The organism is Gemella sp. 27098_8_155, assembly GCF_041433725.1.
GTDB lineage: Bacteria > Bacillota > Bacilli > Staphylococcales > Gemellaceae > Gemella > Gemella haemolysans_D.
In genome coordinates this window covers 47,403-68,684 of sequence record NZ_JAPWCA010000003.1, presented here as the reverse complement: position 1 = coordinate 68,684, position 21,282 = coordinate 47,403, and the positions used below count along the sequence as shown (strand labels likewise).

The window sequence follows — 21,282 nt, the reverse complement described above, 5'->3', positions numbered from 1 at the left end:
TTACTCGTCCTCTAGCATACTTTTAGCTATCTTAAGGTCAGTTACTGTAGTTATTTTGATATTAGAGTATTCTCCCTTAGCTAGTGCTACTTTTTTCCCTTTTATAACGAATATCTTACATGCATCTGTAAGTATTTGTTTTTCTTCTTCGTCTAATGAGTTATATAGATTTAAGAAATCTAAACATTTGAAACTTTGAGGTGTTTGACCTTGGTAGTAATGAGCTCTGTTTGGAATGTTTGAAATGTATTCTCCATTAGTACTTTCTACGATTGTGTCTACAGCTTCTACTACTGTATCTACTGCATCACTCTCTTTAGCTAGACATATGTTGTCTTTAATAATTCTAAGTGTGATGAATGGTCGAACTGAATCGTGAGTAACGATAATATCTTCGTCAGTTAAAGGTTTATATTCATTAATTCTATTAATGATGTTTTCAATAGTTGTATTTCTATCAACACCACCAGGTGTAATAATGACTCTATCAGCAAACGCTGAAACATATTGTTCAACTAAGTCTTCAGCATGAGATACCCAATCTTCATGAACACCGACCACGATTTTTTCGATTTCGGGTTCTAATAAGAACTTTTCAATTGTGTGAATAAGTATTGGTTTTTTACCTAATTCTAAGAATTGTTTTGGCATATTGCTTATTCCCATTCTAGTTCCTGTTCCACCAGCTAATATTCCTGCATATATCATTTTCTTCTCCTTTAAAATCTATTTTTCAATATTCTATCTATTTTATTATATCATAGAAAAACTATAAACATCAAAAATCTTCTATCTAGTCTGATTATTATAAGCCAATAAATTGAAAATATGTTATAATGTTAAATAGAATTTTAGAAAGGATTTCTTTTTATGAAAAACATAAAAGTTAATGCACTAGCAAGCTTAATGGTTAATGTACTAAACATAGTATTTCCATTAATCACTAATCCTTATTTAACTAGAATACTTAGCAAATCAAACTATAGCTATTTCAACACAGCAAATACCTGGGCTAGTTTTGTAATACCTCTTGCAGCCTTTGGGATATATAACTATGGTATTAGATCGATAAGTAAAGTTAAAGACGATAAAAACAAAATTAACTACGTATTTTCAAAATTATTCTATATATCGGTAATTACTTCGATAACTATAACAGCCTTATATTTCATATTTATTAGTGTAGGAACTCATGAAACTGAAAATCTAAAAATATTATATTATATACTTGGAATTCAAGCACTATTTCAATTTTTAAATATTGAATGGATGAATGAAGCGTACGAAAACTACACATTTATTCTATATAAAACACTATTTATTAGAATAGCTATGTTAGTATCAATATTCGCATTTGTAAAAACAGAAGATGATATTATACCGTATGCAATTATAATGAGTGCTACTACAATCTTAAACTATCTACTAAGTTTCTTATGGATAAAAAGAGAAGTTTCATTTATTAAAATCAAAATAAAAGATTTATTAACTTCTACAAAAGCACTAACTACCATGCTATTATTAGCAAACGCTAATATGCTTTATACATTGCTTGATAGGATGTTTATTACAAAAGCTCCGAATGAAAACTATATTTCATACTACACTATAGCATCGAGTATAGTAATGCTTATAGCTGGGGTTCTTAGTGGTGCATTAAATGTTAGTCTTCCTAGACTGGGGTATTACTTAGGGAAAAAAGACCACGACTCGTATGAATATCTAATTAGACAAGGTTCTTCCCTATTCTTCTTCCTAATGATACCTACAAGTATAGGGATAATGATTCTAGGTACATATGCAACTGTTATCTATTCATCAGACAAATACTTAGAAGCAGGAATCGTAACAAGTATCTTCGCCATTAGAACTATTATTTGGGCTATTGAGATGATACTAGGAAAACAAATTATATTTATCAATGACTTCGAAAGTAAACTAACTTCATTTTACTTCATCGGTGGTGGATTAAATGTAATATTAAATTCTACATTATATTTCTGCAACATTTTTAAACCTGAATATTATATCGGAACAACAATTTTCGCTGAAGGACTAGTAGTATTATTAGAAATACAGTTTATTAAAAAACATAAGTTGATCAACTTATCATCAGTATTTTCTTCGCTGTATAAATACCTTATAGTATCACTTGGATTTATACCAATTTACTTCATTTCTAAATTTGCTTTTCATGTTCATTCTTATGAAATAACACTAAGCATGCTGCTTATGGTTTGTACAGTTATAGCAATCTGTGGAATTTATTATTTAGTTGCTCTAATAATACTAAAAGATTCAACAATAAACTATGCCATAAATATGGTTAAAGGGAAAATTAAAAAGAGTTAGAGATTTATTCTTCTAACTCTTTTTGTATTATTTACATGTCTCTTAAAATCACGATGCTTTTTTACTTGAAAATACTTGATTTCTTATTTGTTTTATCGGGAAATTAAATATATTTTGGGATAATATTATACTTAAAATAACCGCAATTACAAGGAAAGCTATTTTACCTTTCACACCATAATGGAATATATAAGAAATTCCAAATAGCTTATTCAACGTATAATATATGTGCATATGCCAAAAATACACATTTATAGAATTTTTTCCCATATCTGTAATCAAGCCCAGTCTTTTATTAGGCATAAGCATAATAAGAGAGAAACCTATACTAAAAGATATGATATAGCTCGCTAGTCTCACTAATGGAGCATAACTCATTATCTTTGGGAAAAATGGATTTCTCCCTGTAAACAGATATCTTAGCCCATATATTCTATCAACTTCATAAATACATAATCCTAACCAAACTAAAACTATAAGTCCTGCTAAGAGTTTATATTTAAAATTTTTATCTTTAAAACTTACTATATCAAAATTTTGTAATAATACCCCACTCAAAAAGAATGGGAAAAATATTATTATCCTTGATATGTATAGGAAATCTCCTATTCCTGGATCATACCCTACAAAACAAGCCAATACAATCGAAAACACTAAAATATATTCCTTGTTCTGTTTCTCAATTATTTTTAAAATTACTATATATGCCGCCAAGGCAAACATAAACCATGAAAGTCCACCATCCCATAACAGGAAAAATTCAACTTTCACCGTACCTAGTAATCTTTCCACTATTGCTGAAACTATTTTATATGCAAAGCCAATACTTATAAAAAATATAGCTTTAGCAGTAATATTCTTATTCTTGAACATCAATCCAGCTATAAAAATAAACAGCGGAATATGAAACGAATAAATAAATAAAAATATACTATCATAAATATTAGATAAACCAGTAAATTGATCTACAAAATGTCCTATCACAACACATGTTACAAGGAAGAACTTCAGATTATCCCATAGCGCTATTCTATTTCCCATAATATTATCCTCTAACTTACTTTCCTTTATGTAAAATAACCTCAGCTAACTCTGCATCTCCTAGCTTATAAATTGGATTTTCTTTCCAATTATAATTAGTATTTGGTGTTTCAAAATCTTCTCCATATAAAGTTCTTAGATACTCCTGTGTATTATCAGGAACTTTTACTTTCATACCTTTGAAATCACATTCTTTTAAACCTGAAAATGGAATTTCATAGTGGTAAACCTCATAACGGGTAGGATTTCCTAATGCATTTGTCATAAAAAATATTGTATCAGAAGATACTCTATCATTTTCCTTATTATAGATAATAAAATCTACATTAAGACCTTTATAACTATAAGATAATTCAACTAAATTTTTATTGAAATAGAATTCTTTTGTTCTGTTAAAACCATTATTAATAAGATATTTTTCTATTACTTCAAATTCTTCAAAACTTGAAACTTGAACTCCAAAATCCATATCCAAATCATGGCTTATAAAATCATTTTCTCGGTAGTAACCTAATAATGTTCCAAAGTCTAACCAAATATTATAATCCTTCAAATCAGAACTATAAACTACATTCAGAATTTCCTCAAAGTTTTCTTTTAACAAATTACTTCTTTTAGAATCTAATTCAATATTAGCTTTCTCATTTAATTTTTTTATTAAAGGGAGATTTTTAACCACATCTTTTTTATCACCTAAAAAACTGGCTAAACTTCTCTTGAGCCATTGCAACATATTACTTCTCCTTTTTTATATACGCTACAAAATCATCATGTTGTATTCTTTTTTCTACTGGTGGTATTTCCATATAATCATCACCGTAAATTGCAGTAAGAATATGATCATATTCTTTTGGAATATTATACATTCTATCTTCAAATTTACATTCAACTACTTCATCTAAAGCCTTAGCATCTATCTTTGTACTGTATTTTTTAGATTCCATCAGATAATCGATAAATTCACTTTTACTATCAATTGTAGAATAAGCATTAAGCTTTCTGTTCCAACTTCTTACACTAGTTAATCTAAACACTACTAATAATACATAGCGAATGATATTCTTAATACCCGCTTCTTTGTTTCTTATACCATACAAAGTATATACAGAAAGTCGGCGATACATATCTAATTTAGTAACTTCTTTGTTTATATCTTTATAGTTATCAAAAGGAAATACATCCACACAAATCCCTAATTCTATATCATTTTGTATATAATTGTTCTCATAGACAGTTCTACTATCATATACTCTATAAAACGGATAAGGATATTTAGAATCATTTTCCCATGAAACTACTTTATAAACACTATCATTATCCTCTAATATTGCTTGGTATAAACTATCATACTCATCTCTCTTTAATGCAATATCAACATCGTCGTCCCAAGGAATAAACCCTTTGTGTCTTACTGCACCTAGTAAACTTCCATAAGCTAAAGAGTAATTGATTCCTTTTTTTTGACAAATATTATGAATATAGTCCATAACACCTAATTCTATCTCTTTAATCTCATTTGCATCTAATTTTTTAAAATTATCTCTGTCAGTACTTACTATAGAGTAATTATATCCTGCCATTAAGAATAGAATAATACCTAATAATGAAATACCATAAAATGTAGAACTTAAGAATAAATTAGATACTAAAATTACCACCAATATCATAATCATCGATAATAAATCTTTATTAACTAAATCTTCTTTTTTATCTTTAATTAGTCGTTTTACCATTGACATAAAGAATGATAAAACAAAGATTCCCATCGAGATAAATCCTGCAATTCCATTATAAAATAAAATTTCTAAATATCCATTATGAGTAAGATAGTGTTCTCTTATTATATATTCATCTGGATTAGTCTTTTTACCTATTTCATACCAGTTCCCACCTGAGTAACCAAAAATAGGTTTTTTAGGTACGAAAGATGCTGTAGATTTCCAAATTGCGAACCTATTATTAGAAATATTCTCTTCGCTTGTATCAGTTCTTTCTAAAGAAAGATTGTTATCTTTATTTTCTAACTTTTTATTTTGAGCTTCTAACCTTTCTTTATTGTATTTTAAATACTGTTCACTAGTGAAATTAACAGCTTTATAACTGAATAATACAACTACAATTGCCATAACTACTTTTAACAGCGATTTAGTATTTCCTTTTTGATAAAACATCACTATCGAATAAATAACTGATGCTAAGAACATACAGATAAATGCTGTTCTTGAACCAGATAAGACAATATAAATAAAATTCAATGCAATAGTTGATGAAACTAAATATCTATAATTCTTCTTGAAACCACATATTTTTGACACTAAAAATATAATTACAATTAAAGAAACTAATGATAAAAAGTTTGGACTTGCTAAAATACCAAATAATCTAGACTCTACAAATCCTTGTCTAATATACAGTCCTTTGTAGTCATGTACTCTGTAACCTTTCAATAATACAAATTGAATTAATGAAACTAATACTCCAAAAGTATTAAGTACAGTAACCGTATAGAAAAAGTAATTATATAATTTTTTACCCTCTTCTCTAGTAACCCCTGTAAATATAGGGAATACTGTTAAGAAATAAATATAAAATATTAACGTGTTTTTAATATTTGTAGAATACCCATACGATATCACTAGAATGCTAGTAATTATATTAAAAGCAAAAAACAGTAATAAATATTCTATTGTTTTTATTTTTAAATAAACTTTTTTTATGAATAAATTATACGTCGCTAAAAGAATTCCAAATAATGTCATTCCTCCCGCAACAATTTTATTTGCTGATATAAATTGTAATGGTACTATTAAACCGCACATACAATAAACAGCAACTATTAAAATAAATGCCAGATTTATTTTAAAATAATTTTTTTCTATTAGTTTTAACATACTCTAATTAATATCCTCTCTTCTCTATTATTTTTCTATATAGATTTCTATTCAATAATAAGGCTACGAATCCAATTTTTCTACCTTTTGTAAATAATGAATCTTTTAGTATATCCCTACTATGATTTTTCAAATACGATATTAACTTGTTTTCTAATTTTTTATCATTGTATTCCTTATCTAACAATAATCTATCCAACACATAGAAATATGCCCAATTCATTCTCATCTGAGCTACATCTTTTAATTCTGGATACTTTTCTAAAATAATCTTTCTATTTTGTTCGTAAGCTTCTATTACATTTAAAAACTTAGTTGAAAATTTCTGAGTAGTAATACTATTTTCTCTATGAACATAGTAGTATTTTTTTTCATTTGTCGCTACCACTACATTGCATTTATCAAGAAGTTTTATCATAATAAATGCATCTTCAGCAATTTTCCCAATTTCAAATTTCAAATCTGAAAATAAACTCTTTTTATATAATTTATTAACAGCAGTTACTGACAATATCTTCGCTTCCATAACCATTTTAATGGCATCTTTAGAACTTAATTCCCATATTTTCTTATCAGCAACTTGCGCCTCAGGAACATTATTATAAACATCGTAGTGCCCACACATAGATAAATCAGCGTTTGCATCTTTTAGATTCTTCATCAATACTTCATACATATCTTCATCTATGTAATCATCACTATCTATAAAACCGATTAAATCAGATTTTGCTTCATCTATACCCACATTCCTCGCGTCTGATAAACCGCCATTTTTCTTATGAATAACCCTTATCCTATCATCTTTCTTAGCAAGTTCATCACAAAGTTGTCCACTGTTATCAGTAGAGCCGTCATTAACTAAGATAATTTCTAAGTTTTTATATGTTTGATTGATTATTGAGTCAACACAGCGCTCTAAATATTGTTCCACATTGTATACCGGTACTATTACACTAATTTTTTCGTCCATAATATTCCCCTTTATACTTAAGATAACTATTTTCCATATCCGCTATTACCGAATCATGATGTGGAACTTGTTTTTCTTTCGGTGGCGGTGTCATATAATCACCAAATGCTGTTTTTAGATAAATATCATACCCCACAGGTATTGGCATTTTAGTATTCTCAAAATCTATAAAGATATTATCTTCAAATGCTTCAATCGGATACTTTTTCTTCATATATCCAGGACCTGTACAAAGTTCTGTTATTCCATCACTTTCCTCAAGCGTATATTTAGTCATTTCTTTTTCTGCTTTTTTCCAGATTTTATAACGTAATTTTCCAGGTGTTAAACCTAAAAGAAGTGTACTACCCCATTTCATAATTGCACCGTGTTTTTCTGGGATAGTTTGAGCACAGAATAGTGAATAAATCAATGCCCAACAAACTTGTTTTTTTCTATCCGCTTCATTTTTAGGATAATAATCCAAAGGAATAACATCTAACGCTAAACCATGTGGCATATCTAAATCTTGCTGATATGGTTTTATACATGTTGTTTCTCTATCACGAATCGTAATAAATAAATTTCTATCGACGAAGTTACTATCACTTTTTGATAGGAAATATTGTTCTTTGGCATACTTTCTCCAAAGTTCTGGAAGTTTCTCATAATCTTTTCTAGGCATGAAAAAATCTAAATCATCATCCCAAGGGATAAATCCTTTATTTCTTAGTCCTCCGATAGCTCCACCACCACAAAGATAACAAAGTAAGTCATGTTCACGACAAAATTCTACAAAATATTCAGCCATCTCTAAGCTTTTATTTTGTATTTCCTTTAAACTACTCACCTACTACCTCCTCAACAATTTCCTTGAAGTTTTCAATAATAACAGCTACATCTTCATCACTAAGTCTAGTATGTAGAGGTAATGTTATTTCTTTCACATAGTAATTATATGCGTTAGGATAGTTTTCAATGTCAAATCCTAAGTTTTTATATGCAGTTAATAATGGTAATGGTTTATAGTGGACATTACAGCTGATTCCACGCTCTGCCATCTTAACAATTATTTCACCACGTTGTTCAAATGTAGCACCTTCAACATGAGTTATATACAGGTGTCCACAAGATTTATAATCTTCTGAACTGTGACTTAGAGCTGTAATTCTTGTCCCTTCGAATCCTTTGTTGTACTGATCAATAATATTCTCACGACGCTCTAAAAGTTTAGGATAACGATCTAGTTGAACTAGTCCAATAGATGCTGCGATATCAGTTAAGTTGCATTTATATCCAGGAATAACAATATCATATTCCCAAGACCCTGCTTTCGTTTTAGCTAGAGCATCTTTTGTTTGACCGTGAAGAGAATATATTTGGTATTCTCTATATAACTCTTCATTATCAAAGTTTTCATTTTCTTTCCATGTTACACTTCCACCTTCGGCAGTAGTGAAGTTTTTCACAGCGTGGAAAGAGAATGTAGTAAAGTCAGCCACAGTCCCTATTTTCTTACCTTTATAAGTACTTCCTAAAGCATGCGCCCCATCAGCTACAACAGCTACTCTACCAAGTTTTTCTTGATATTCACTATTAGCTTTGAATAAGTGTTTCTTACTTTCAACAACTTCAAAAATCCTGTCATAATCACATGGAATCCCCGCTAAATCAACAGGAATAACAGCTTTAGTATTCTCAGTAATAGCATCAGCTAAAGCATTATAGTTCATCTCATGGCTATCTTCAGCAATATCAACGATAACAGCCTTCGCACCAACATGGTAAATCACACTACAAGAAGCAGTATAGGTCATCGCAGGAACGATAACTTCATCACCTTCACCAATACCTAGAACACGTAATGTTAATTCTAGCGCTGCAGTTGCAGAATTAAGACAAACAGTTTTCGGTGTGTTAGTAAATTCCGATAATCTTCTTTCTAATTCTTTTGTCTTCGGTCCTGTTGTAATCCAACCTGATTTCAAAGTATCTATTACTTCATTAATTTCTTCTTCACTAATATCTGGTGGCGAAAATGGTATATTATATTTTTTCATCTCAAACTCCTAATTATTTGTTTCTACTCTTATCAATAAAAAAACACAAGAGACTAATATTGTGGAAGGCCTCTTGTGTTTTTTGATCGAATTATCTAGATATTATTATACAATATTTCCTATAGTTAATCAATCAAAATACACTTTAGAAATTTCATCTACTCTATAGTAAACAGCAATCCATATTTTATTAACTATAATTTTTATTATATGACTACAATATAAGATAATCCACCAACTCATAAGCCTCAGTTAATTTTAATATCATTTAATAATATGATATAATTAAATTACTATCAACTAAATACACTACTGTGAAAGGAGTGTAAAATATGATCGAATTACTTCAATTAATAGTTATCTTTTTAATTCTTCGCGAATTAAATAAAGAATAATTTCATTGGAGTTTCGTTACTTACATTCGTTTAGTGTTGATAGTAGGCTGCAATGTGGAAGTTGCAGCTTTTCTATTTAACAACCGCTATAGCTGTTCTTATCATTATTTTAATATCATTTATAACACTGAATTCTTCAATATACTTTAAGTTATATTTCATCTTATCTGGAAGAATTTCCTCCACATAGATTTCATCTACACTTCTTCCGCTTCCTTTGAATTTCTCAATAACTTCGTCTTCATCTTTATATTCGATACTCGCTGGAGAAGTTATTCCTGCAGGAAGAAGTAATGTCGCATTCATTTCATCAGTGTACTTATCTACATATTTAGCAACTTCAGGTCTTACTCCAACAAAACTCATATCGCCTATAAGTACGTTAATAAGTTGTGGAAGTTCGTCAAGGCGAAGTTTGCGAAGCTTATGTCCTACCTTGCTAATACGAGGATCGTTTTGCTGAGTAACAGCTGCCCCAAGCTTATCCGCATCCTTAACCATAGTTCTAAACTTAAAGATTCTAAACGTTCTGCCATATGTAGTTATGCGCTCTTGCCTGTAAAACACGGGACCTTCACTATCAAGTTTTATCCAGATAGCTATTCCTAAAATTATCGGTGATAAAGGAATAAGCAAAATTAATGCCAGCACCTTATCAAAAAGTAATTTCAGAAATAACGATATCTTCTTCTTTTCTATCGAAGCTCTATACTTTTTTACCGCTTCTGTTTCAAATCTATTATCAATGTTCATCTTTCACCTTACTTATTTAACTGAATATTTATAAACAGTTTTTCAAATTTATTCCATCCTTTTATTATAACATATTTCTAGATATAACAGAAGAAAACCCAGTAAAAAAGACAACCAAATTAGGTTGTCTTAAATGATTTTCCAATAAGAAACGGAAAACTTTTATTAACTATACGTGCTATTAATTCACACAATATTATAGCTAATAGTAGTTCCACAATAGTAATAACATAGTTACTAAAGAATATTCCTGTATATTTACTAGATAATTGCTCCATAATTATATCGAGAATAAATAATACTATTGGAGAATGGTATGCATAGTAAATTAGAGTGTTCCCACCGATTTTTTCTAATACATATAAATTAGGTATATTTACAAAAAATATTAAACTTGCCCATATACCAAAGAAAGCAGCAACAAAATACAAGAAAGTTGAATTAATCTGTTGATAATATAAATCTACTCTTGTATTATATACACCACACACTAAACTAACTGCTAATACTGGTATAAAATATAATTTCTTGAAATAGTTCTGTATGTTAGCTAGATTCTTTCTCAATATATAACCAGATAAAATAAAGATTGATGCATACGGTACAAGATCAAAACTCCAGATTAGCCAAAACTCCATCGCGTATAATTTCTTTCCTAAACTACCACATAGTATAAGAACAATAAATACAATCAAATATTTATACCATGTATCACTATATTTTATCGCAAAATAACAAACTAGCTCTGCTAAAAAAAGTACATTTAAAAACCATAGTTGATAATATATGTGCATTCTATCAGCTAAAATTAATGCTTTTATAAAATATAAAATATCTATCTTTAATATCAACTGTGGTTGTAAAATAACTGATTTGATAAAAAATATAGAAATATTCATTAGAAAACATGGTATAACTATCGCCTTAAATTTCTTCGAAAAAAATTGAACGATAGAATCATACTTTTCAACATTTAAAGTCATCCCTGATAAAAAGAAGAATAAAGGTATATGGAAAATATACAATAATAATTTTACTTTAGCAGGAGTGTATCCCATATGTCCCGCAATTACTAATATTATACAGAACGCCTTCAACATATCTATATATTTAATTCTCTTATTACTCACTACTTATCACTCCTTAATAAATATACATTAATATCATTTGTAATATTACTATCTTTTACAAAATACACTTCTCTACCATAATTCTCTTTAAATAAACTTTTTATTTTATCAAAAATACTAGAATCACTAGATAAAATAAATTTAATATTATTACTATTAATAGCACTAGAAAGTATATTATTCGTATCTTCCACTCCAAATCCTTTTAGTTTATTATGATATTCAGGTGAGAATGTTTGCCAAGTCCCAAAAGTTATCATATTATTCGTTAACTTATTTTTATCAACAAAAACTTTACTTAAATTTGGTTGAGAACTAACTAAGTTTCCATATCCTGAAATAATATATAAATTATCTTTATTATTAACTAGTACATCATTATAATCCTTATTAAACTCGTAAGAGTTATAGTTAAACCAATATAATTCATTTTTCCCATAGCTACCTATAGAATACATTAATAATACACACAAAACTGTAAAAATAACATTTTCTAAACCACTTAATAGTTTATAGTTTCTTTTTATAAATAACGCGTTCCCATATACAATAAAAATAAATATAGACAGGATAATGATAGGTATATAAACTCTCTCTACTACTCTCTGTCTAACTATTAAAGCTGTTAACAGTGCTATAGGACTTAAAAATAACAAATACCCATAAAAGCTTTTAGATTTATAAAATATAAAGACAAGCATTACAAAAAATGTAAATAACTTATAAAACTCATTAGAAAAATACTCAAGAATAATCTTTTTAATCGATATATTATATTTTTCTGGTACTAACCTTACTTTATCAAGATTGTCTAACAATTCATTGCTAAAGACCCTTTTTTCCGAGAAAATCCAAGAATTATGACTTGCTAATGTATTTTCAGTAATACCCATATTATCTAGACTCTCTTTTTTTGCAGAATAATCAATGGCTGGATAATCCCTTATTAAAGTACTTTTTTCATTCCATTGTATATAAGATTTCTCAACATCATTACTTTGTATGAATAACCAATTCGTTAGGATTACAATAAAAATTACACCAATTAGTATACCGATTTGTTTTACCTTTTTATTATTTATTAATTCAAATATAATTACAGCTAGACATAATACCAAGAGGCTAGATATAATTTGAACTCTTAGAGAAATCCCAATAAATATAAGTATAGTTGAAACAACAATATTATTTTCTTTATACAATAAAAATATTCCAGATATAGCTAACAAGTAAGCAACCATAGAATATGTAAAATATTTCAACAAAGCAAATTCTATAACTAAAACAATTATCCATAATACTATTTTATATTTTTTATCTCTAAGCAGATAAAGTAAACATGAGAAACTTATACTATACGCTAATACTAAGAATACAAAAAATATATTAATACTAGGAAATATACTTTGTAATATTGTTAGTAACTTTGTTAATATTATCCCCAAATATGGAAGTAATACATATTCTTTATTTAATATGGAATAATTAATTGTAACATCATCAACAGCGTGATAAATATAGCCATATAAATATCTATAAAAAACTACTATTAATAATGTAATAACAAACGAAATCATTAGAGATACCGCCTTTTTCATCACTTACTTTACCTCCTTTCGCCTTAGATATCGTATTTAAATTTAATGTCACTAGTATAATACTATAATTAAGTATTTATTTCAACTTCAACTAGCAACCACAAAAAGCTTTAGCTCATCTAACCAGTGAACTAAAGCTCTTATTGTTATATTAATTCTTTTTATAATATCTTTCTGATTCTAAATAAATCACAGTTTATAACCTATTTACCCGGAATCCACGCTCCGTCATTTCCTACGTAGTAACGACCGTTGTCTACTCTGCTGTTTGTTACCATTCTTCCGTCTGATCCTAGCCAGTAATTTCCTGCCCATGCATTTCTTACTGCTGAATTATTTTTATAGAAATACCAAGATCCGCCTTCTTTTTGCCATCCTGATTTATTTCCGTAGCCTTTTATCCATGCTCCGTCATTTCCTACGTAGTAACGGTTGTTATCTACCCAGCTGTTTGTTACCATTCTTCCGTCTGATCCTAGCCAGTAGTTTCCTGCCCACGCATTTCTTACTGCTGAATTATTTTTATAGTAGTACCAAAATCCGCCTTCTTTTTGCCATCCTGATTTATTTCCGTAACCTTTTATCCACGCTCCATCATTTCCTACGTAGTAACGGTTGTTATCTACCCAGCTATTTGTCACCATTCTTCCATCTGATCCTAGCCAATAGTTTCCTGCCCATGCGTTTCTTACTGCTGAATTGTTTTTATAATAGTACCAAGATCCGCCTTCTTTTTGCCATCCTGATTTATTTCCATAGCCTTTTATCCATGCTCCGTCATTTCCTACGTAGTAACGGTTGTTATCCACCCAGCTGTTTGTTACCATTCTTCCATCTGATCCTAGCCAGTAGTTTCCTGCCCATGCGTTTCTTACTGCTGATCCATTTTTATAGTAGTACCATGCATCACCGCTTTTTACCCAACCATTTTGAGCATGTTGAGCGTGTTGAGCACGTGGTTTATATTGTCCATTTGATTTACTGATTTCACATGCTATTCCATCACCATCTCTATCTAGATGTCTTGAATAACCATCTTCTCCTACTCGAATATCTCCATACCCTTGGTTCCACGCTTCTTTACAACTATGGAATGTAACTGCTTGTGCCTGTGGACTTGCTACTTCTCCTATACCTGCTACTAATGACGCAACCGCCACAATACTTAATAATCTTCTTTTTTTGTTCATTAATACTCTCTCCTTTATTTTATTATACTGATATAATACTATATATTGTATCCATTTTCAAATATAATCATAAAGGAAATCTCAAGTAATTAATATGTATTTTTTAAAACCTAGGTTGTCTATATAACAAAACTCGAATCTAGCTTATTCCAGACTCGAGTTTTATTGTTATTTAGTTTACATATTCAAAGGGAAATAGGACTTTTCCATTCATAATTAACCAAGCACCTTTTGACCTTCTCTACTTTATATTAAAGTTTTTCAGTACAATACTAAATGTAGTTAAATTATGCAGTAATGCTAGTAAGTTAGATGGTAATACGTTTATTAACCCTAAGAATATTAATAAACTATTGATCGATACCGTACTCTTAACATTATTACTCATCTGCGCACGTAGTGTTTTAGAAACATCTGATAATAGTAATAATGAGCTAAGTGAATCTGATTTTAGAACGACATCACTGATTTGTTTCGAAAGATCAGCACTTTCACTCATAACGATACTTACATCACTTTCTGATAATGCTGCTGAATCGTTTAGACCGTCACCTATCATTAGAACTCGACGTCCTTTTTCTTTTTCACTCTTAATGTACTCAAATTTTGTAACTGGAGTCATACTTGTATGTACTTCATCAAAAGTTACATCATTTAAGATTTTTTTAGTCCTTACTTCGTTATCCCCTGTTAATAAGACAACTTTTTTACCATTATTTCTAAGTTCAGTTAATACCTCATTCGCTTCATCTCTTAGTGGTATATCTACACAGAAAATCGAAATTAATTGTCCTTTATACCCTAAGAATAATAGATTATACTGTTCTTGTTTTTCAGCAATTAGTTGTTTTTGTTCGTCTGTAACAACTACATTTTCATCTTTTAGTAATTGTCTACTTCCGATAACAACTTTTTCTCCATCAATATGAGAAACTATACCTTTTGATGCGATGTGATATAACTCTGTATGCATTTCTTCATGCTCAATTCCATCTTCTTCAGCCTTACTCACAACGGCACTAGCAATCGGATGATAGATATGTTCTTCTAAACACGCTCCAATTTTTAGTACTTCTTCATAAGAATATCCATAAAATGGTAGCACTTCTTGAATATATGGTTTAGATACCGTTATTGTTCCTGTTTTATCAAAAACAAATGTATCGATATCCTCATATTTATCAAGAGTTACAGAGTTCTTAACTACGATTTTCTTATCAATTAAGTTTTTAATAGTAGTTAGATACGCCACCGGTGTTGATAGTTTCAATGCACATGAATAATCAACTAATAGGAACGAAATTGCCTTAGCAAATGATCTAGTAAATAAATACGTAAGTCCCATCGCTAAGAAATTGTATTTTACAATGCTATCCGCTAGTTTTATATATTTGTAGTGGTACGCATCTTCTCTACTTTCAGAATCTTTCATCAATTGGATAAGATGATGAATACGACCATTAACCTGTGGATTTTCAACTTTAATCTTAACTTCACCGTTAACAACTATCGTATTAGAATAAACTTTATCTCCGATATTTTTGACAATCGGGAAACTTTCTCCTGTTAATGAACTTTCATCAACACTAGCGCCCTCTGTCATCACGATACCATCGAATAAAATTTCATTTCCTTCTGAAACTAGAATTACATCATCTTTTCTAACTTCTGAACAAGTTACTTTTCTATTTCCTTCTTCTTCAACAATCCAGACTTCTTTATCCATAGAAGTTAAACTTTGTTCAAGAACTTTTACAGATTTTTTCTCAGACCAATTGTTAAGTGACTCCCCTAGTTCTAAAATAAACATAATAGAACTTGCTGTATCTCTCGCACCTGTCGCTAATGATACAAGAATCGCCGCAGAATCGAGTGTTTCCATAGTAACTTGCTTACGTGCTAGTAGTTTTAATGTGTCTTTCAAATATCCTGAAGCTTTCCACCATGTATGAATCGCTCTTAGTGGAAGTGGTACGAATAATTTCGACATCGCACGCCAAAACAGAGCATCCATTATTATTGAATAAGGACTTTCCTCAGCTTTAGCTACCGGATTCTCATAACAATTTTTTACTTTTTCTTTATCAACTAGTTTAAAGAATTCTTGTAAACAACTGCTGCGATTTTCTTTAAAAATAACAACAAAAGTGTACTCATCTTGATAAAAGTCCACTTTTTGTATATTTTCGATTTTGGCTGCTTGTTTTTTAAAATATACTTTTACATCTGGTGTTAAGCGAAAATCAGCTCTAACCCTCGCTCGGGCACTTGACAGATGCAGTATTTTAAAATCCATCTTATTTTGCCTCTAATTCTTGAAGATTGCTTTCTCTTTTTTCTTTTTCATATAAATCTTTAGCATCTGCCACTACATCATCAGCATGTTGCTTGATATTTGATACAGTTCCTTCTACGCCATCTTTTGCTTTATATAATTTTGATAAAACAACTGAATAACCTTTCTTAGCATCTTTACTTGCTAAAAGTTTAAGACCGAAAGTCCCGAATGCTACTCCTCCTGCAAATACCCCTGGTGTTTTAAGCGCTGCTTTCGCAACTTTTAACGCTTTAATTGACATATTCAATTCCTCCTTATAAATACATTATTATAATTCAATTATATCACTTTGCTAATTATATGTAAATCTAAAGATATCAAGCTTTCATCTGTTATTTTTAATATTTTATCAATGTTTCGACTCTGAAATATTTTTATTTTTTCTTAAACTTGTATAGTCAAAAAAATAATATTTCATTTTCTTACCGATAACTTTACAACCCTTGTTTTTACAGTATTTAGGTAGATATTTATTTTTTTCTTTAGGAAAAATTAACTCTAAAATTATATGTTTTCTAACATTCCCTCACGCAACTTAACTCACCATGGTAATTTTTCTTCTCTATACTGTAGTAAACATAGTTGTTTATCAATATAAAACATATAATTATTATTTATATTTTCTATCTTTTTTCAACATTAAAAATTCAGTTCTCTCACTACATATTTGTGTTAGAAATGTTTTTAATCAATCGATAGACTATTTATGTTATAATAACTATGTTAAAGAATGAGGATAATTCGGCAAATCGATTTCTCCGAAATCGCAATTTTCGAGCCATCCTCTTTAAGATTAGAAAATTAGACTAAACCTATAAATAAGGAGAAACTTATGATTTATATTATTGGACTTGGACCGAATGACAGTTCAAACATTAAAGAAAATATTAAACAACTTTTGCTAAATAACACTAATGCTATGGTTATTGCGCGTACTAAAGAGCATCCTGCGATTTCTTTCTTAGAAGAAAACAACATCAAATTTGAAACTTGCGATAGATTTTATACAGAAAGCGAAAATTTCGAAAATACTTATAACGGTATAGCGAATTACATTCTTGAAGTCGCTGAAAATAATGATGTGATGTATCTTGTTCCTGGACATCCGATGGTTGCCGAGCTAACTACTCAACTTCTAATAAATAGCGGAAAAGATGTTAAAATTGTTGGTGGAGAAAGCTTTTTAGATTCTTGCTTCAATGCTGCACAATTTGATCCTGTAGAAGGATTTTCTCTTGTAGATGCTACTGCATTAGAAACATTAAGACAGGTTAATCCTCTGCAACATCTACTTATTACACAATGCTATGACGATTTGACTGCGGCGAATGTATCAGACGAGCTTATGTCTTTCTATCCTTACGACCATGAAGTTAAAGTTATCGAGCAAGCTGGTGCTGACGATGAGAAAATTTACACAGCACCTCTACATGAACTTTCTGCTGCGGTTGGTGAAGAAGTGAATAACCTACGTGCTTTATATATCGCACCATTAAAAAATGGTCTTAGCTTTAATATTAAAGATTACACTAAAGATTTCGATGAAAATGATGACACTACAGAAACTGATTTAGTGGAAAAATTAGAAAAACTTGTCTCAAATCTTAAAGCTAACCTTGATAGAGAAGAAGACTATACAAGTGATAATTCGAAACTGCTAGCTGAAATTATCAATACGTCACTTGACTTTACAATCGCTAGCGATAACTACTACGAACTTAATGACATTCTTTCTGAAATGACAGTAGACAGACAAAAATAATTTTATAATAAGGACATTAATATGGATAAGGTATTAGCTTTTAGCAAAAAATTATTAAAAGAAGTTATAGATAAAAATTCAATCGTTGTTGACGCTACTGCTGGAAATGGAAATGATACGCTGTTTCTAGCGAAAACTTCAGCGAAAAAAGTTTATGCATTCGACATCCAACAATTGGCAATTGAAAATACTACAACCCTTATTAAAGAAGCAGAACTAGCTGATAAATGTGAGATTGTTCTTGATTCTCACTTTGAATTCGATAAATATATAAATGAGAAAATTCGTGCTGTTGTCTTTAATCTAGGATATCTACCAAATGCTGATCATGAGATTACAACACTAGCTGAGACGACACTTGCGACTATTAAGAAATTTTTACTACATCTAGAAGTTGGTGGCAGAATCGTCATCGTTGTCTACTGGGGGCATGAGAATGGTAAGGTAGAAAAAGAAGCATTGTTAACCGAACTTCAAAACCTTGATCAAAAAGAAGCTGAAGTGCTAATTTATCAATTCATAAACCAGAAAAACAATGCGCCATTTATTATTGCAATTGAAAAAAGAAAGGAAATCTCATGCGAGAAATAGAAATAGAATTTAAAAACTTACTGACAGAAAATCAATATGATGCATTATATGAGAAATACAACCTAAGTAATTCTGAAGAAATAATTAACAAAAATTTCTACTATGATGATGCAGATGAAAGTTTTAAGAACATTGGAGCTGCACTAAGAATTCGATATACTAACAAAAAAACAGAGATGACTCTAAAAATAAAAGGTGAAACTCAAAATGTTGAAATAAACGTACCACTTGATAAAAGATATCCAAAAGAACCAACGGTACTACCAATTTTACCAAATGAGATTATCTCAGAACTAGAGCGAATGAACGTGAAAATTAAAACTCCGATGCTAATACAAAAAATAGAAACATTAAGACATGAAGTAACTTTAGAAGAAGGTTTGCTAGTTTTTGATAAAACAACATTTATCAACGATATTGTCGATTATGAACTAGAATTCGAGACTAAAGATTACGAAACAGGACTAGCTGCATTTGAGAAACTATTAGAAGAAAATAATATAGATAAAAATCCAGCAAAACCAAAAATAGCTAGAGCTGTTGAATATTCAAAACGATAAACTAAATAAATAATTAATAGAATCAATCATAATTTAAGTTATGATCAAAGCACTATGAATATTTCTATATTACTAAGCTATTAAATTAAAGAATTATAAAATTAAATATAACCTCCCTTACGAAAATTATTCGAAATAATATCTTTTAAATAAATTCATACGGAAGGTTTTTATTATAACTTATTTTGGGAGTGAGGAGGGGGGGACTTACACCTTGATTTCAAAATGGAAATTTTGACCATTTTTTCCATTTTGAATTAAATTTTTGACCTCAAAATGGAAATTTTGACTGTTTTTTCCATTTTGAATTACTTTTCTGGTCTCAAAATGGAAATTTTGACTGTTTTTTCCATTTTGAATTACTTTTCTGGTCTCAAAATGGAAATTTTGACTGTTTTTTCCATTTTGAATATGTTATAATTATTAAAAATATATTAAAGTAGGTGATTTATATGAATAAGTATTATCCTCTAGAGAAATTATTTCATATGAATTTAGATATAGAAAATGAATATAACAATAGAATCCATTCTCCTTCTAGTTCTGTTACTTCGCTTAAAATCAATCCCTTTATTAAGGGGGTAAGAAAACTAGAAGAGTATCCATTATTTATATATAACTCTGCAGAATTGATCTTAATTTTAGAGAAAATTTACACAAATAGTGCTGAGATTACTGCGAAACAAAGTATGCTTCCAGAAGCTGCACAAGAAAAATTCTTTAATTTGTTGCTTATCAACGAACTTCAAAGCACTAATGAAATCGAAAGTATTCATAGTTCTAAAAAAGAGATTAGCGAAGCACTTTCTAAAAAAGATAGTACTTCTCCTAACTTTAAACGTTTTTCTGGTATGGCTTCACTATATTCTCACCTCAACAAAGAAGTCCAAATACTTGAACCTAAAGATTTCAGAAAAATTTATGATGTTCTCGTTGGGGATGAGGTTTCAACAGAAAATATTTTAGATGGAGAAGTTTTTAGAAAAGGAAGCGTAAGTGTCTATGCTGGGAATGATATCATTCACCACGGTTTAGCAACTGAAGATGATATCAACAACGGACTGGTTGATTTAATTAGGTTTATGAATTATGACAACTTACCAAAACTATATAAAATTTTTATTGGACACTATTATTTTGAATACATTCATCCATTTTATGATGGAAATGGTCGCGTAGGTAGATACTTACTCGCCAAATCTCTTACGAGTGTAGTAGATATATTTACGGCAATTACTCTTTCATACAGTATTAATAGAAATAAAAATAAATACTATAAGAGTTTTGAGAAAACATCACACCCTTTAAACAAAGGTGATATGACTCTATTTGTTAAAGAGAACTTAGAGCTTTTAGTTTCAGGTCAAGAACATATATTATCTTTCCTAACCGAAAATATCGAAAAAATGTTCACAGCAAGAAACTATATTAACGATAATATCGCTGACGATACACTTAAAAATATACTATTCTTACTTCTACAAAGTCATTTATTTAGTGCTAAAGATGCTTTAATAAGTCATACAGAAGTTTCTAATATTTTAGAAATTTCTACAAAAACTCTAAATAAATATTTAGAAGATAATGAAGACAAGATTACAGTAATTAAGAAGAAACCAAAAATATATACGCTTAGTGATGACTTTTTAGCTAAGATATTTGAATAACAAAA

The 21,282-nt window shown here is 29.5% G+C and carries 18 protein-coding genes; 5 read left to right on the top strand and 13 right to left on the bottom strand.

Going from position 1 to position 21,282, the window contains the following annotated elements; all coding sequences use genetic code 11:
* The gene (locus O5Y44_RS02205; protein ID WP_271964929.1) at positions 1-708 is read right to left on the bottom strand and encodes an IspD/TarI family cytidylyltransferase; all 708 of its coding nucleotides are present in this window, start codon (positions 706-708) and stop codon (positions 1-3) included.
* Positions 709-870: 162 nt separating this feature from the next.
* Here O5Y44_RS02205 and O5Y44_RS02200 point away from each other — a divergent pair, with 162 nt between their 5' ends.
* Positions 871-2,352 (top strand): oligosaccharide flippase family protein, encoded by a 1,482-nt coding sequence (locus O5Y44_RS02200; RefSeq protein WP_271964930.1) that lies wholly within the window; start codon positions 871-873, stop codon positions 2,350-2,352.
* 48 nt (positions 2,353-2,400) lie between these two features.
* Here the strand turns inward: O5Y44_RS02200 and O5Y44_RS02195 are convergent, their stop codons facing one another.
* From O5Y44_RS02195 to O5Y44_RS02140, 12 genes are all read right to left on the bottom strand, one after another.
* Positions 2,401-3,393 (bottom strand): acyltransferase family protein, encoded by a 993-nt coding sequence (locus tag O5Y44_RS02195; RefSeq protein ID WP_271964931.1) that lies wholly within the window; start codon positions 3,391-3,393, stop codon positions 2,401-2,403.
* A 16-nt stretch (positions 3,394-3,409) separates the two neighbouring features.
* Complete coding sequence (locus tag O5Y44_RS02190) at positions 3,410-4,126, bottom strand: LicD family protein (protein ID WP_271964932.1); 717 nt, start codon at positions 4,124-4,126, stop codon at positions 3,410-3,412.
* 1 nt (position 4,127) lies between these two features.
* Entirely contained in the window at positions 4,128-6,212 is a 2,085-nt protein-coding gene (locus O5Y44_RS02185) for a LicD family protein (RefSeq protein ID WP_371465417.1), read from the bottom strand.
* A gap of 79 nt (positions 6,213-6,291) precedes the next feature.
* Positions 6,292-7,254 (bottom strand): glycosyltransferase family 2 protein, encoded by a 963-nt coding sequence (locus tag O5Y44_RS02180; protein ID WP_271964934.1) that lies wholly within the window; start codon positions 7,252-7,254, stop codon positions 6,292-6,294.
* Positions 7,238-8,083: a LicD family protein gene (locus tag O5Y44_RS02175; RefSeq protein ID WP_271964935.1), complete on the bottom strand. Its 846-nt coding sequence runs from the start codon at positions 8,081-8,083 to the stop codon at positions 7,238-7,240. Before O5Y44_RS02175 ends, O5Y44_RS02180 begins: the two co-directional genes overlap by 17 nt.
* Complete coding sequence (locus O5Y44_RS02170) at positions 8,076-9,293, bottom strand: DegT/DnrJ/EryC1/StrS family aminotransferase (protein ID WP_271964936.1); 1,218 nt, start codon at positions 9,291-9,293, stop codon at positions 8,076-8,078. The genes O5Y44_RS02175 and O5Y44_RS02170 overlap by 8 nt, the downstream gene beginning before the upstream one ends.
* Before the next feature lie 467 nt (positions 9,294-9,760).
* Positions 9,761-10,441, bottom strand: coding sequence for a sugar transferase (locus O5Y44_RS02165; protein WP_271964937.1), 681 nt, complete (start codon positions 10,439-10,441; stop codon positions 9,761-9,763).
* Positions 10,442-10,560: 119 nt separating this feature from the next.
* On the bottom strand, positions 10,561-11,571 hold the full coding sequence (locus O5Y44_RS02160; protein WP_271964938.1) for an acyltransferase family protein: 1,011 nt from the start codon (positions 11,569-11,571) through the stop codon (positions 10,561-10,563).
* Positions 11,571-13,169 (bottom strand): hypothetical protein, encoded by a 1,599-nt coding sequence (locus O5Y44_RS02155; protein ID WP_271964939.1) that lies wholly within the window; start codon positions 13,167-13,169, stop codon positions 11,571-11,573. The genes O5Y44_RS02160 and O5Y44_RS02155 overlap by 1 nt, the downstream gene beginning before the upstream one ends.
* 203 nt (positions 13,170-13,372) lie before the next feature.
* Entirely contained in the window at positions 13,373-14,359 is a 987-nt protein-coding gene (locus O5Y44_RS02150) for an excalibur calcium-binding domain-containing protein (protein ID WP_271964940.1), read from the bottom strand.
* Between the two features lie 241 nt (positions 14,360-14,600).
* Positions 14,601-16,655: a heavy metal translocating P-type ATPase gene (locus O5Y44_RS02145; protein WP_271964941.1), complete on the bottom strand. Its 2,055-nt coding sequence runs from the start codon at positions 16,653-16,655 to the stop codon at positions 14,601-14,603.
* A gap of 1 nt (position 16,656) precedes the next feature.
* Positions 16,657-16,938 (bottom strand): DUF6110 family protein, encoded by a 282-nt coding sequence (locus O5Y44_RS02140; RefSeq protein ID WP_271964942.1) that lies wholly within the window; start codon positions 16,936-16,938, stop codon positions 16,657-16,659.
* A gap of 591 nt (positions 16,939-17,529) precedes the next feature.
* Between O5Y44_RS02140 and O5Y44_RS02135 the strand changes: the two genes are divergently transcribed.
* The 4 genes from O5Y44_RS02135 (at position 17,530) to O5Y44_RS02120 (ending at position 21,277) form a co-directional block, all read left to right on the top strand.
* Positions 17,530-18,459 carry an SAM-dependent methyltransferase gene (locus O5Y44_RS02135; protein ID WP_371465412.1) on the top strand — a complete coding sequence of 310 codons (930 nt, stop codon included), beginning with the start codon at positions 17,530-17,532 and terminating at the stop codon, positions 18,457-18,459.
* A 21-nt stretch (positions 18,460-18,480) separates the two neighbouring features.
* Entirely contained in the window at positions 18,481-19,050 is a 570-nt protein-coding gene (gene mnmM / locus O5Y44_RS02130) for a tRNA 5-(aminomethyl)-2-thiouridylate-methyltransferase MnmM (RefSeq protein WP_371465410.1), read from the top strand.
* A complete protein-coding gene (locus O5Y44_RS02125; RefSeq protein ID WP_271964945.1) occupies positions 19,038-19,610 on the top strand; it encodes a CYTH domain-containing protein in 573 nt (190 codons plus the stop codon). Before mnmM ends, O5Y44_RS02125 begins: the two co-directional genes overlap by 13 nt.
* Before the next feature lie 452 nt (positions 19,611-20,062).
* Entirely contained in the window at positions 20,063-21,277 is a 1,215-nt protein-coding gene (locus tag O5Y44_RS02120; protein ID WP_271964946.1) for a Fic family protein, read from the top strand.
* Positions 21,278-21,282: the final 5 nt, after the last annotated feature.

What these genes read in the sequence shown, in the direction of transcription:
- O5Y44_RS02205 (WP_271964929.1), bottom strand. Translation starts at nt 708, where the DNA reads ATGATATATGCAGGAATATTAGCTGGTGGAACAGGAACTAGAATGGGA.
- O5Y44_RS02200 (WP_271964930.1), top strand. Translation starts at nt 871, where the DNA reads ATGAAAAACATAAAAGTTAATGCACTAGCAAGCTTAATGGTTAATGTA.
- O5Y44_RS02195 (WP_271964931.1), bottom strand. Translation starts at nt 3,393, where the DNA reads ATGGGAAATAGAATAGCGCTATGGGATAATCTGAAGTTCTTCCTTGTA.
- O5Y44_RS02190 (WP_271964932.1), bottom strand. Translation starts at nt 4,126, where the DNA reads ATGTTGCAATGGCTCAAGAGAAGTTTAGCCAGTTTTTTAGGTGATAAA.
- O5Y44_RS02185 (WP_371465417.1), bottom strand. Translation starts at nt 6,212, where the DNA reads ATGTGCGGTTTAATAGTACCATTACAATTTATATCAGCAAATAAAATT.
- O5Y44_RS02180 (WP_271964934.1), bottom strand. Translation starts at nt 7,254, where the DNA reads ATGGACGAAAAAATTAGTGTAATAGTACCGGTATACAATGTGGAACAA.
- O5Y44_RS02170 (WP_271964936.1), bottom strand. Translation starts at nt 9,293, where the DNA reads ATGAAAAAATATAATATACCATTTTCGCCACCAGATATTAGTGAAGAA.
- O5Y44_RS02165 (WP_271964937.1), bottom strand. Translation starts at nt 10,441, where the DNA reads ATGAACATTGATAATAGATTTGAAACAGAAGCGGTAAAAAAGTATAGA.
- O5Y44_RS02155 (WP_271964939.1), bottom strand. Translation starts at nt 13,169, where the DNA reads ATGAAAAAGGCGGTATCTCTAATGATTTCGTTTGTTATTACATTATTA.
- O5Y44_RS02150 (WP_271964940.1), bottom strand. Translation starts at nt 14,359, where the DNA reads ATGAACAAAAAAAGAAGATTATTAAGTATTGTGGCGGTTGCGTCATTA.
- O5Y44_RS02145 (WP_271964941.1), bottom strand. Translation starts at nt 16,655, where the DNA reads ATGGATTTTAAAATACTGCATCTGTCAAGTGCCCGAGCGAGGGTTAGA.
- O5Y44_RS02140 (WP_271964942.1), bottom strand. Translation starts at nt 16,938, where the DNA reads ATGTCAATTAAAGCGTTAAAAGTTGCGAAAGCAGCGCTTAAAACACCA.
- O5Y44_RS02135 (WP_371465412.1), top strand. Translation starts at nt 17,530, where the DNA reads ATGATTTATATTATTGGACTTGGACCGAATGACAGTTCAAACATTAAA.
- mnmM (WP_371465410.1), top strand. Translation starts at nt 18,481, where the DNA reads ATGGATAAGGTATTAGCTTTTAGCAAAAAATTATTAAAAGAAGTTATA.
- O5Y44_RS02125 (WP_271964945.1), top strand. Translation starts at nt 19,038, where the DNA reads ATGCGAGAAATAGAAATAGAATTTAAAAACTTACTGACAGAAAATCAA.
- O5Y44_RS02120 (WP_271964946.1), top strand. Translation starts at nt 20,063, where the DNA reads ATGAATAAGTATTATCCTCTAGAGAAATTATTTCATATGAATTTAGAT.